The organism is Bradyrhizobium sp. USDA 4461 (genome assembly GCF_054055655.1).
The window spans coordinates 4,230,058-4,243,549 of the sequence record NZ_JBSRXM010000001.1 but is presented as its reverse complement, the minus strand read 5'-3'; the positions used below and the strand labels follow the sequence as shown (position 1 = coordinate 4,243,549).

The 13,492-nt window shown below is 59.6% G+C and carries 8 protein-coding genes; 1 reads left to right on the top strand and 7 read right to left on the bottom strand.

The window, feature by feature from the left end:
* Nucleotides 1-32 precede the first annotated feature (32 nt).
* The 4 genes from nolL to ACVINW_RS19670 all read right to left on the bottom strand — a co-directional run bounded on the left by nolL (nucleotide 33) and on the right by ACVINW_RS19670 (nucleotide 6,946).
* Complete coding sequence (nolL, locus tag ACVINW_RS19685; protein WP_456756445.1) at nucleotides 33-1,145, bottom strand: nodulation factor fucose acetyltransferase NolL; 1,113 nt, start codon at nucleotides 1,143-1,145, stop codon at nucleotides 33-35.
* A 661-nt stretch (nucleotides 1,146-1,806) separates the two neighbouring features.
* The gene (locus tag ACVINW_RS19680; protein WP_456752814.1) at nucleotides 1,807-4,023 is read right to left on the bottom strand and encodes a hypothetical protein; all 2,217 of its coding nucleotides are present in this window, start codon (nucleotides 4,021-4,023) and stop codon (nucleotides 1,807-1,809) included.
* Between the two features lie 375 nt (nucleotides 4,024-4,398).
* The gene (locus ACVINW_RS19675; RefSeq protein ID WP_456752813.1) at nucleotides 4,399-5,385 is read right to left on the bottom strand and encodes a pectinesterase family protein; all 987 of its coding nucleotides are present in this window, start codon (nucleotides 5,383-5,385) and stop codon (nucleotides 4,399-4,401) included.
* A gap of 262 nt (nucleotides 5,386-5,647) precedes the next feature.
* On the bottom strand, nucleotides 5,648-6,946 hold the full coding sequence (locus ACVINW_RS19670; protein ID WP_456752812.1) for a glycoside hydrolase family 28 protein: 1,299 nt from the start codon (nucleotides 6,944-6,946) through the stop codon (nucleotides 5,648-5,650).
* Between the two features lie 699 nt (nucleotides 6,947-7,645).
* Here ACVINW_RS19670 and ACVINW_RS19665 point away from each other — a divergent pair.
* Nucleotides 7,646-8,515 (top strand): LysR family transcriptional regulator, encoded by an 870-nt coding sequence (locus ACVINW_RS19665; protein ID WP_456752811.1) that lies wholly within the window; start codon nucleotides 7,646-7,648, stop codon nucleotides 8,513-8,515.
* 183 nt (nucleotides 8,516-8,698) lie between these two features.
* On the opposite strand, the gene ACVINW_RS19660 is transcribed toward ACVINW_RS19665, so the two are convergent.
* The 3 genes from ACVINW_RS19660 to ACVINW_RS19650 form a co-directional block, all read right to left on the bottom strand.
* Entirely contained in the window at nucleotides 8,699-10,495 is a 1,797-nt protein-coding gene (locus tag ACVINW_RS19660; RefSeq protein ID WP_456752810.1) for a hypothetical protein, read from the bottom strand.
* A gap of 164 nt (nucleotides 10,496-10,659) precedes the next feature.
* Nucleotides 10,660-11,643: a nucleotidyl transferase AbiEii/AbiGii toxin family protein gene (locus ACVINW_RS19655; protein ID WP_456752809.1), complete on the bottom strand. Its 984-nt coding sequence runs from the start codon at nucleotides 11,641-11,643 to the stop codon at nucleotides 10,660-10,662.
* On the bottom strand, nucleotides 11,640-12,467 hold the full coding sequence (locus tag ACVINW_RS19650; protein ID WP_456752808.1) for a type IV toxin-antitoxin system AbiEi family antitoxin domain-containing protein: 828 nt from the start codon (nucleotides 12,465-12,467) through the stop codon (nucleotides 11,640-11,642). The genes ACVINW_RS19655 and ACVINW_RS19650 overlap by 4 nt, the downstream gene beginning before the upstream one ends.
* Nucleotides 12,468-13,492: the final 1,025 nt, after the last annotated feature.

The following is a 13,492-nucleotide window of genomic DNA, read 5'->3' as shown; positions in this document are numbered from 1 at the left end:
ACGGGGCACCTCCTGACCAATTTCGGCGAGCTTTACCTACGCGCGGGCTGACTCGCGAGGGCGCGAGGTGAAGTTCCTAGAATGAACTGAGACAGATAGGGAATGTCGCGCACTGTTCGGCGCACCACTAGCGTGACGAGAACAATCGCGCCGCCTAGAAGTCCCGCCTCGGCCAACCTGGTTGCGAGATTCGGCAGTTCCGCGTACTGCATCAAATCCATGAGGCGAAATATCGTCCCCTGAATTAAGTACAGCAGCAGCGTGCTCTGTCCCATTTCCATGGCGATAAAGCGGACCACTCGATTTGAGCGGCCAAGTCTCCAGCACTGCAGGAATAACTCAATCATGATCGCCGAGGCAGCTGCAGAGCCGGAAAACATCAGAAGCACGTTCTTCGCCGACTGCACATCCTGGACTAGGGCGAGATTGTTGTAGACGTAAGTGTCTTTGCGCCAGGCCAGAAAACACACCAGCGCCACTATGGACAGAGACAGGATCAAGAGCACCTTGTAAGAGCGCGTTATGCTCATCCACCAGTCTCTCGACCGCGTAACCGAGAAGCCGAGGCAGAAGAACGGGTAAGTATATTTTATAAGGGGAAATATCGAGAATGTCAGAGGCGCAAGCACGACCGGTACGACTGATACGAACAGGATCCAGGGCGTGCAACGATCGAAGATCGAAAGGATCTTTACGAGAAGAAAGCAAACGAACGCTGCCCAGATAAACCAGTATGCGCCGGCGGCATCATTTAGAAACAGCAGAATCTCGCTTTTTAGGTCGGGTGCGGGCGGAAGCAAGGCAAGCTTTGCTATCTCCAGGAGAGCGCACCAAAACAGCATGGGCAGCAAGAGCTGCATCGCCCGATCGCCAACCGCTTGCGTCAACGACTTTCGCGACAATGCGCCGCAAGAAAGATATCCGCTTATCGCCATGAAGAGAGGCATGTGGAACATGTAGATCCATTTGAAGCATGGCGAATCCCAGAAGCCTTCATCTCGGTAGAGGATGTACTGGATCAGGTGACCGACGATCACCAAAACGATCAGCACTCCCTTGGCGAAATCCAAAGCAAGATCGCGATCGTTGACCTCTGGCGTACGAGGCACAGCCGATCCGGTTACATTTGGCGATGCATCAATCATTTGCTGCTGCGGCTTGGCTCCAGGGAGTTCGATCCAAGCGATGATCGTGGAGGCAATTGCCACCTGGAGAGCGCCCGAATAGCGGGCTGGATACAAATGTTCAATTATATGCAGGTGGGTGATCCGTATAAAGAAAGAGGGAGCGAGCTATACGAGAGTTTGCTGGTTCAAGCCCACCTCACTTCTGTCGGCTCGCCGGACCGAGCGTCACCTTAAATGGAGGCGTCGAGCGAAAGAGGTGATTGCAACGCACTGCAAGGCCCCTCAATTGCGGCAAGCTCGGCTCCAGCATGAAGTCAAAGTCTCAGCGAAATTCGGCGTTGCCATCGCGGATAGCCGGCGTCGGCGAACTCGTATTGTTGGCGAGCTCGCACGCATACTTCTTGCGCTTGCAATCGTCTGCACTCCGGGCTGTTGGACGCACGAGCACGAATAGGTTCGAACTGTTGCGCTTTTTGAGCAACGGCTTCATTGGCGGGCGATTTGTGAAAGCCTGAGAGGTGGAGCACAGGATCCACCGAGCTGGATGGTTCTGCAAGAGGCGGCTGGACTGCTCTGGCCATGCCCTTACCTCAACTTGAAATGGATACATCCTTCCGCAGGGCGGGCGGTTGAACGCGCGGAGCCGGCCAGGCCCGAGATTGCAGCCGACCTACGTCCCTCAGGCAAGCTCAGGATGAATGCGAACGCGCCGGCGCCCCTCGCTTTCGACCAACTCGCCCCTGTAGGGCACGCCGCGGATGTTGAAATAGGTCGGGCGTCCGGCCTCCGGCATGATGCGCTGGCCCTCGAGGACGCGCACAAGGTAGGGCGGAAGGAACCGTTCGCGGTGCTCCCATCCGCCGCGGATCAGATACCCAAGGTCCACCGCACCTTCACGAGACTGACTGGCTCCGGCTATCTGCGGGGGCTGATGGAGCGGTTCCGACGGCCCAGGTTGATTTAGCTGGCTTGCGCGCGGGTGATGGATCAGGCGGACATCCCCGCGCCCTCCCGGTCCGAATGTGGCTGAGTAGCGCTCATCGTTGATCATAAACTGACTTGGCCCGAACTGGTTTGGCAACAGATTGATGTTGCCCAGGACGTCGACCAGGACGTCCTCGGCCACCTGGGAGCCGTGGCGCCAGTCCGGCCCGACGATGGCCCCAATGTCCCGCAGTCCCTGCACGGCCCCCGAAGGTCGGGCGAACGATGACGTTGCACCAAATTCAGGAGCCGGCATTGAATGTGCATCGTCTCGCAAGTCTTGCGGTGTGGGTGGATCCAGATCAATCAAGGGATCTAGACCGCTGTAGATGTTTGATGACCGTGGCCTGACGGACGACGGTGACCCACCTTCTTGCATATGTTGCCCGAGCCAGTCCCAAGCGCCCTGGCTCAAACTGGCTGGAGTTGCAGGAAGCTCGAGCGGTAGATTCGGCTGTGGCGCCCAGCGAGGCGCCGATGAGGCTGGCCCGTGGGCCTGCTCGCTTGTCCAATCCCAGCCTCCACCGATGGGGATCGATGGCATTACTGGACGCTGCTGCGAGGAGCCGGGTTGTGAAATGTGGTACGGCGCCGGCAGTGATGAGCTCGGTCCGTGGATCTGCTCGCCGAGCCAATCCCAGGCTCCCGCGCTCGGCGTGGCAGGCGTCGCCGGCAGTTGCTGCGGCGAGTGCGCGTGTGCACCGCCTTCGCCAGCAGGTTGCCCACCATCCTCAGGATCCAATCCGAGCGCCCTGTTCGCCTCGAGGATTTGCTGGTAGCGCCCAAGCCTGAGCAAATCGGGGTTGATTTTGCTGTCCTGGGTTTCTTGCTTGTACGCCTCGACATCCTGGGCGAGCTCCGGGGTGAAGAGCCGGTCAGCCATCGCGGGCCGGTGGTGCGATCGCAGCCAGTCACTCAACCTCGAAAGGCGGCGCGCCTGACGGTCGGCCGTCTCCGGCTCGACCCTGCCGGTCGCCCTTTCCGCTGCGGCCCACATGCGGATGAGTGTCGCGTCCGCAGGATAAGGTACCAGACGGCGGATGTCGGCGAACAAGGTGTTTCCGGCACCGACCTCCCGGAGCTTTTTCAAGGCCGCCTTGATGCGCCTGCCGCGGTCATTTGCATACGTCTCCACATCCGCATCGAGCTCAGCTTCGAGCTGATAGTTTTCCACCTCCGGATTTTCCAGTTGCGCGTTTTCCAATTCGCGGCGAATTCGATCGGCAATCGATGGCCTGCCGTTCGCACTCAGGCGCGCGCTCAAATGGCGCAGATCGGCTGCCGCATTCTTGATGGTGCCATCGCTCAGGTTGCCGGCGGCCCTGTTTCTGAAATCCGTTATGAGCGTCTCGTCCGCCGCAGGGACTGGCCCGCCGCGAGCACGGCCCGGCTGCCTGGCATGATCCACGCGAAAACTGGTCGAATAGACCTCAGGCTGCGCCTCTTCACGCGACGGCCTTTCGCTGCCGCTCCCTCGGAAGGCTTTGCCCACTCCCGACTTGAAGCGCGACCACAGTCCACGGCTTTTGCCGCTCTTGGCCTGAGCTGCGCGCTCTGAGTCCGGCACGGTGTAGCGCGCGCTGCTGAACAGATCATCCTGCAGACTGGACTGCGGCAGTTGCGCCGAAGCTCCGATTTGAATGCGGGGAATGTCGACGCTGCGACGAGTCCCGCCGAGCGCGCTGTCCCCAAGAGCGGCATGCGGCGGCATCCGCATCGAGCCGCCGAAATCGTCCCGCCGGACCGCTCGACCGCCTCTTGCAGGAGCCTGATCCGGTGAAGCCGACGGCACATAGCTCGCGTCAGTTGAATCGAGCTGCAAATCCGCCATCTGCCGCTCAAAGCTGCCCTGCTGGGTTGCGTTGCCCCTTCGTTGCCCCGCCCGCTCCTGTTGGGCGGCGTACTGCTCCATCCAGGCTCCTGAATCGAAGAATGGGTCGACTGGATCCATCCTGCTTCCTTCCAACGGTAGAGGTCCTGCACAAGCCGGCCGAAGTTTGAACTCCGGTCAGGCGGCGGTTTCGGCGACAATCAGGCCCGCGATTGTGCGGCCGCAAGCTTTCGACAAGCTGACGAGATCAAGATTTCGCCGCAAGCCGCGGCGAGCGCGTGATTTCTTTGGAAAGACGCAACATGAAGCTTGCCTGCTGTGGCATCGCACCCTGCCTGCAGCTGAGCTGGCACGGATAGTCCGCTCGACGCCAACAAAGGCTCACCTCGCCGTCGTCCATATACGGACGGGGTCATGGCATCAAAAACACCTTCTTCGCGAACGCTTCTCTAAGTCCTATCTTGGTCGTACGCCGGACAGCCAATCTGGGGCATCTCCGAAGAACGCTCTGAGCGACCATTTCGCGGCTTCGCTATCCGTCAGTTGATGAGAGTGAGGCTCACGGTCTGCGGGATTGGCTCCGATGCCGGAGGATTTGTATTCGGCATAGTTGGCGGTCCTCAGTTTATTGGTTTGGCCCGGAGTCCATTCGCGCCAGCCTTCCGCGATGACCGGTGCATCCATCTTCGTCGACAGGAAAACCACCGTGGAATACGGGCGCCAAGGCCGGCCAAGCGCCACATAGCCCGCGGCGGGATCGGCAGTCAGCCTGCAATGGTCGAAGACAAAGGCGCTGTCCTCGTCCGGCGTGCCTTTGCTCTGTGCGGTATACACGACCGCTTGATTGGCTAAGCCGTGTAACTCACACTGCCGGAAATAGGCCTTGGCGTCGCCAAATACGAAATCGACATGTCCCTCGATGTAGCAGCCAGAGAAGTATTGCCGCGACATTCGGCCGTTCGGCCCCTTTCCGGCAAACAGCGTGTCCTGGGCGCCGAGCAGGCGGACCCGGGTGATAACGTCCCTGTCTCCGGTAACCGACAGCGCGACCGCCTGCGAAGGTGAATTGGCCGGATTGAGCGCGTAGTCGTTTTGGATCGTCAGGTTATCGAGCCGGAAATCATCGCCGGAGGCGTCCAGCGTCGCTGAACGAGCCGTTCCTCCGGCATTGATCGCCGCATCGCCATACACAATGACCGTATCATCCGGGCTCCTGCCGGTGCCCTTGATATGAACACCAGATTTAGAAACCTTGACCTTCTCGCGGTAAATGCCGGGCGCGACCTGGATGTCCCCACCCTGGGCCGGTAGTGCCTCGATCGCTGCCTGAACGGAGTGATAGGCTGCCCCTTCGGCGTGCGAGACAAAAAGTGGCCCTGCGTGGGCTACCGAGACGCAGAGACGTGCGATCAGGACCGCAGCGAACAGCGCGAACAACCGCATATGATATCTCACTCCGGTCGAACGCGTTGCGCGTTCGATTCAATCGGTACAAAGGGCCGCGGCGATACGGCAGCTGAGTCTGGTCGATACGTTTCCTCACCGAGCCGCAACTCGCGCGCAACTGACGGAACTCCGACCGCGCCGACCCCGTCGGTGGTCCGCAATGAGGCGCCAGCGTCGAGCCGCTTGTTCGCAACGCCAAGAACTCAAAGCCGCATCAAAGGGGGATCTGACCGGCCTGAGGTTCGGCATCGAATTGCACTTACTCAATACGGTCGCGGAATGCTCTGGCACATCCCTCCCATCCGCGCGACAGCTGTCCTGTGGCTCGCCCGGGCAGAGGCGGCGACACGTCAGAATGCTCGGCCGTCACATTGGCATGCTCGAGCTGCCAGGTCGCGGTGTCGGCAAACCGAACATCCTCGAGCGCCACATCAAGGGCGTGCCGCTCGTCGACCCCGCGCATCAGCAGCGCACCATTTTCGCCATGCACATGGCGCAGAACGATCTGGCGATAGACCGGAATTCTCATGCCTTGGGCACGTGGATCGTATTTCGTGTCGAATGCGACCGGCCATCGGTTGCCCCGCAGACACACGTTCTCATAAGTTACTCGCTCGACCGGGCCGCCTCGACTGACATCGCTCTTGATGCGCAGGCCAGATGTCGTTCCGTCCAGGGTCAGGTTGCGCACCAGTATGTCGCTGGCACCGGAATTCACTTCGCTGCCGATCGACATTCCGTGCCCCCAGCCGAAATAGTTGTCGGTGATGGAGATATGGCGGGTTGCGCCATTGTCGCCCGCTTTGATGGCCACGTTATCGTCGCCGGTGCGGATGAAGCTGCGGGTGATGGTCACATCCTCGCTGGCGCCGGGGTCGATGCCGTCGGTATTGCGGGCATCAGCCGGCGCATCGATCGTGATGCCCCAGAAGGTGGCACCTTCGACCCTGTTCATCGCGACATGGAAATTGGGCGCATTGCGCAAGGTGACGCGAGACACCGTGATGTCCTGCGCATGATCGATCTGGATCAAACGCGGGGCGTTCTGGTTGCCACCCTCGGCTTGCGCGCGTCGCGCGAGCTGCCACCAGGATTCAGAGCTGCCGACCATGGCTGCACCGCCCTGGCCATCGATGATGCCGTCGCCATAGATGCCGCCGCCGCGCGTCTTGGAGAAACTAATGAACGGCCGGCAACCATCGCCCTTAGCCGCGATGCGACCACACTGCCCGCGGCCCTTGTCGTAAGCAGCCGGTTCGGCGATCGCGAAAAGCGATGCACCGCGTCCAATCCATAAGGTCACGCCTGATTTCATCTCGAGCGGGCCCGACCGGAACTCACCACGACCCAGATAAACCGCAGCACCGGCGGGGCAATTGTCGATGGCATCTTGCAGCCTGACCGTGTCGTTCTTGCCGGATGGCACTGGGCGGTCGCAGACCGCATGGGGTGCAACAGGCTCGGTGACAATCCGGCGATCTTGCGCTTTTGCGGCGGAGCAGAGAACCATGAAGGCGACGGTGGACAACAGGACCCATTCACGAAAACGCTTTGTCATCGACCTCGTCTCTTTGCCTCTTCGCGTGATTGTTTGACCGGGGTTCAGCGCCGGTCGATCGGCCGGCCGCTTGCTCTCACTGGCCCGCGCAAGATGACATTTATAAGACCGCAAAGGAGAGCGTGGTCCTCACCATTGTCAGCAGGGACTGCACGCCCTTGATGCACCGAGGTCGAGTCGAAGCACCATGTCAGGTGTCGCTTCGCGAGCGAGGGTGCCAATAAGAAACCAAGGGAGGCGGCGCAGTGAGCTCGGAGAACTCGGGGATCCCTGGACGGAGTGCGAAGCAAGATCAGGCCGCTCAATGGCTATGCTCATGAAAACCGAATATCCCGGCCTCGGCGCTGCATTTGTCTGTGATTGGTCGGCAACACCTCGAAAAGAGAAAATTTCAGGCAATCACCGTCGCTAGAACCCGAAACACAAGACTGTCTGTTGCGCGTTGTGATCGACATCAGTGAACTGGATGCCGGGTCAAAGAACTATCAATGATTCAGATCAGAGAGAAGTTGCCTTCAGGTGCGAGAAACCGAGAATGCCAACCGCTGAGCGGAGCTGAAACGCACGCTGCCGTGTGGCGGCCGCCCCTGAGGTGTGTACGCTTTGTACAGATGATCTTTTGCACCGTTAGCCGCACTAGCCGAATTTTGGATAGCGCTTTGGCTGCGGTGTGATATTGCGACTACGATGATAGAGCCAATGCAAGTTCGTGATTCCGTGCGGAATAATGCTACGAGCTTAAACCTTCCAATCGAGTCAATTCGTACTGTTGTAGCCATTTCCGAGACAGGCAGTTTGACCAAAGCCGCAAGCAAACTCGGGCTTAGTCAGCCTGCGGTGACAGCTCAAGTAAAACGATTGCAGGGACTGATTGGCGGGCAACTGTTCGTCAAAACGCCCAACGGCACGACCGCCACCAGCCTTGGCGAACTCGTCCTCCGACAGGCCCGTATAATACTCGAGGCCAACGATCAGATGCTCAGGCTCGCCGGTCATGGCAACGCGACCGTACATCGCGTTGGCCTCAGCAATTTCCTTGCTCAAAGACTTTTGGAACGCGCCGCCAGCGATGAGTTTTCGGATCTCTTTATTTGCGCGGATCATTCCAGAACGATCCGCAAGGGCTTGATCGAGGGTTACATAGACGTAGGTTGCATTTTCGCTACAGACGTGGATTCCGATCTTTCAAAAACCGTCATTGAACAACGGGCATTCGCGGCCACCTGGGTTCGCTCGCGCGAATTCGTCCTCCGTCCGGGCACTCCTATTCCGATCGTAACGCTTCCTGACCACGATTGGATGATCGGTCCACTGGACAGGATGGGATCGGCTTACAGCATTGTTCTTCACACCACTGACCATTTGGTGAGATTGTCAGCCGTGCGCGTTGGCCTGGGCTTGACTGCATTGCCTACGTTCTGCGTGCCGGACGATTTGGTTCAATCGGCAGAATACCACTTACCGGCACTGCCCGATCTCAGGGCTGTCATTTGTGCGAGGCCGGGGCTGCGAAAGGAAGTTGCGGCCAAGCTTGTGCAGAGGGTGAAGCGAATATTCGACGACCGATAGTATCAACCTACTATGTCGACTCGGTAACGACCTTGCCGATCGCTGGAGATCCCTGCCCACGGGCCGACCTCAGGTCGGAATCGGACATCGTTCCCGGTACGCGCGGACGAACCGTCGGGTCCATTGCATACTTTGCTTGACAGGTCGGCGGCCGCAGCATGCTCCGAACGTGGTCATGGTGCTCTAGCTATCGCCTGGCAACCGGCGCGGCACATCATGAGCCTCCAAATCGGCCGGATCGTCACGGAGCAAGCGTTGAAATTCCAGTGAGGGAAACGGCTCTGGATCGGAAGCGAGATCCCCTCGATCGATAGAGGTGACCACTTGGCCGTCTGGCGGATCTGCCTGCAATTGCGTGGATTCATCATCCAGCAGTTGCCGGAGTTCCCCTGGAGGGAACTGTTCGGGATCGAAGATGAACTCCTCTGAATGCACCGGGGCTGGGGGCAATTGGCGGGTGACCTGATCCGCCCCTGACGAGATCGGTTCATCGTCCAGCAGTCGTCGAAGCTCCCCAGGAGGAAACTGCTTCGGATCGAAAGTGAACTCCCATGGATCGATGAAGATGGGCGGGTTGGTGATTTGATCGTCGCGACGATCCTGAATCTCCTGATGCAATCGTTGAAGCTCCTCTCGGCTTGCGGACACCGGCGAGTGCGTTGATTCATCAATCAGCAGTCGCCTGAGCTTCGCCGGACGGCCAGTGAAGTCCTCAGGATCGGAGTTCAACTCGCCCGGATCGCGAGAGACCGACAGCGGAGACTGTTGATCTCCAATCACCTGGCGAAGTTCCTGTTGCCGCCGCAAAAGCTCCGGATGGTCCGCCGTGATAAGCGCCTCGTCCGCTTCATCATCCAGCCAGTGTCGAAGCTCCTCTGGAACGACATCTAATGCCGGCGACGCGCTAGCCTCACCCCCAGGCTGTTGAAGTCCGGTTGCCGCTGAAGATTCCTGCCCCGAAGCTCCTGAGGCATTCGCCTCACGATACTCACGAAGTGCACCCAGCGAAGCAGTCATTCTTTTCCAATTTTTCGGGAACGCTTCCTGAACGTAATCGAACAGCGCACTATCACTGGTCCCGGCAAGCGTCATGTCCCGGGTCCCGAGGCTGTTCGACAACTTTCGAAGAATCGTATCATGGTGTTGGACAGTGGTCGAAGCCCAATGCTTGCTCTTGATGCCATCCGCTATGATGCTTTCAATGAGCGGCCTGTCAGCCTCGGTCGAAGCAGTAGGTATGCGCCCAGTAACAATCGAACCATCTGGGGCGTCCGGGGCACGTCTGCTCGCAGATGAACCGCCACGATGTTCTTGAAGGGCCCGCAACGCAATACCCACATGCTTGTTCGTCTTGAAGACCGAACCGGAGAGCTCGTTCAAGACAAGATCGTCACTCCCTTTGAGCGACTGGCCGCGCTCCCCGAGATAATTCGCGGCCTTGTAGAGCATTTGGGTATATTTCTCGGCCGTCTCCGATGACAGGTTCCGGCGTTTGGCAGTGCCCTTGACCACCGTGTAAATGTAGTCGCGATCCTCGATAGACACATTGGGAGGAGGTTTACGGCCGGGCCGCCGATCGAGCATCGCCGTCACGGCCGATCCCGCCGCTTGCAATTGCCGTTCAAAGTCCTCTTGTTCCGGCCGCAGATCTCCCGAGACGTCTTGCTGTACCGGCGAAGACGCTGCCACGCTGGATAGGTCATGATCGTGCGAGTCCACGCTTGCCTCACGTTCACAGTCACTTGAGCTCGCGTCTAATCGGACAAGCTTTCGAGAACCTGACGAAGCGGAGGTTTGGGCCAAGTGGCATTCGTCGCCCGCTCTATCGTTGGTCGCCGCAAGCCTTTCAATGGCCGCGATCAGGACGCGGGCAATGGCGACCAAACTCGCCAGCCCGCTGCCGGAGATCGTTGCGAGTGGTACGTTTTTTTCAGGCGTTTCAGCACCGCGGCATTCCGAGCCGATTTTCCCAGCCTGCAACCCGGTCGTCCGCTTGGAAATGGATCCCTTGCCTGGCAGGGGCGCGGTGAGGTCTTCCTCGGCAGCCCCCTACCCGACGTCGGCATCCGCTTGCACGGGCTGGGTGTCCTCTATCGCACAGTGGACAGGCTGCTGGCTTTACGTGACCTTCGTGTCTCGATTTGTCAGATGGCGGGCTTCCGGCCCAAGTGCTGCGCGACATGTTGCGCTTTCCACCGGAGTGCAGGAAAGGCTTCGATGCGTTTTTTCACATCGTCGTTTACAGGAAGCGTATCGACTTCGATGCTTCCGCGGTCGTAGAGCGCATCGAGGAAGGCCAGCTCTCTGTCATTGTGCCTGAAGAGCGGCGCCAGCCTTTCTTGACATTCCGCTAAGATCCGGTCGCACCATTTCTTCGCGCCGCCCTCCGCATCGAACATGCCGTTCTTCACCACGGACAGCAGCTTGTTGTTCAGGTCGTTGAGATCGTATTTGTAGTCCTTCAGCGACACCGTGCGCCAATCCAGATCTCTGGAGGCGGCGCCGATCGCAAGCGCTCCGACCTTAACTTGCGCCCAATCGATCTTATCGCTCTGCAGTAGCCTCCAGGCGTCGTACAGATCGCGCGATGCCCTCCGGGCCACCAGGGCGACGATCTTCCCGGCGGCGATTTCGTGGAGGTCGACCACGCCGACATTCTTCGCTTCGTAGTCGCCAAGCTTTGCGGAATCCATTCTGTCCCAGCCGAAGAACGGCGTCCGGAAGAGATAATTCACGTCCACTTCCAGCGTGCCTGGCCGGTGATAGGCCGAGACGTACCTGAAGCGCCATTTGCCGCCGGCGTGTTCACCGGAAGGATCACGGCCGATTTCGTAACCCTTGCTCTGCAGGAGCGCGGGAAGGCGCGTGTTGATGATCTTGGAATCCCGCAGCATGACTTCTCTGTCCGCGTCGCCGACGTAGTTCAAATCGATGTCGACGGAAAACCGGTCGAGTGCGAGATAGAACAGGTTGAGCGCGGTGCCCCCTTTGAGTGCAAGTAGCTTCCCGAGCTCGCGGTCGTTCGCGATCTGGTGGAGCACGTCAATCAACCGGATGACGCGCTCGACCGAGGCCGGTTGGAACGAGACCTCGGTGGCAATCTTTTCGAGGCGTTCGATCGAGATCACGGCATCATCTCCGGTGACATCCCTTCGAAGGACGGGTTGAGGAAATCCGAAGGGAGGACGACGTTCCAGCCTTCCATCGCATGGCCTTGGGCGTCGCTTCCCAGCGCGGGCCGTGGTGCCGGCGGGGCCGCACGCTTCAGTTCGTCTAGTACCTGCTCGTCGACGAAAAGATCGTCTTTCCGACTCTCAAGCCAGGCACCGCAGACGCCGACGAGCGTCTGGTTGTCGCGAGCGAGCGCGAACTTCGCGAATTTGCCAGCGTCGATCGCCTTGACGCTGTGGAGCGCGTTTGCGAGTTCCTCGACGCCGCCGGTCAGGTCGGGGCGATCAATGCAGTCGACGAGCGTTCGCTCGACGCCGGTCGCGATGACGTCGAGACCGCGGCGATCCATCTTAATCGTGCCAGACATTTCCTCGGAACGACGGCGCAGCGAGGCGGGTTGCGCGACGAACCTAACGGGACCAACCAGCGTTTTTATCTCGCCCGGGCGACCTCCGCTGAGGAGTTGGGTCTGAGAGCTTTCCGAATAGGCGAGGCCGTGCAATTCGAGTGCGGTGTGGTACGCGACGACACCATCGGCGCGTATGCGCGATGCGACCAGAATCCGGTCGGGATGGAAGTTTGCTGGATTCAGGTGCGGCGGGACGAAAGCATACACACCGGGCGCGACGTGGCGTATTCGTCCGGAGGCGGCGTGGTACTTAAGCAAGGAGTCGGACGACGAGAGCGGTTGGCCAGGAGATACGGTTTCGCGGAACTCGGTCCGGGTGAAAACCGGATGTGAGGATAGAAATCTGTCAACCTTCCCTTTCGGTCCGACCATCGGTGCGCTCCTTAGGGTATATTATACCCTAAACCTTACATCATGCAAGGAACTCCGAATTTAAATACGCTATCTGGGGTATATAATACCCTAAATTCTACAACGAATACGAGCGCCGAACCGGACCTCCCAGCCGAAGGCGAACCTGGCCGGCGCTGTTCCCGATCCGCACGAGGTCCGGATGGTCAGTGTCGTCATGCTCCCCCAAACTCGCCAGCCCGCTGCCGGAGAGATCGTTGCGAGTGGTACGTTCTTTCAGGCGTTCCAGCACACGGCATCCAGAGGCGATTTTCACAGCCTGCAAGGACGGCGTTCGGTGATTGTGGCGCCGAACGAGCACCGCGTGTCGCGCATACATCAGCGATATGAACCGCAGCCCAGCCGCTCGGCGAGGCCACCACCGCTGCCCCATGCCCGCGGTTGTGGACGGCTCGGGCTGTTTAAGGCCCGACCCGCCGACAGGGCCGATCGACATCAAGCGCCACGCCCGACTGGCCGGTGCTGCGCTCAAACTGCGGGAGCGCAGCGTGCTTGGACTGGAACGGGGCAGGCTGGCGCCTTGGAAGCCTTGGTCGTCATGTGCCCAAAAGATCCGCCCCGGGGTAGGGCGTCATCCTCACTGCAACGGCGGCGACGCAAACGGCGCCGGCGACGAAAACCATCGTTCATCCCATATCCGTAGTGGAAGCCACAGGCCTGCTTTGCGCTGTTGCTAACTGCAAAACCGACAATGTCGACACCACTCCGCCAGGGACTGGACTAAGTGCAGGGATCAAGACCATGTGCGTCGGGAAGCCTACAAGATCAACACAAAGACGTTGCGAACTGTTGAGTATTAGCTGGCACGAAGCATGCAGACCCTTGACCTGCCTGGGGGCCCTCCCTCCTTCAGGCATGGCTACCATCGCAAGCTGAGGCCGTGGCTGGCCACTGAGGTTAGCGGCGCGTGACATGAGGCAAGACGGCGTCTGCTCGGCCGATACCGACGGGCACGTTGTCACGTCGCCGCTAACTTTCCGCGCTGC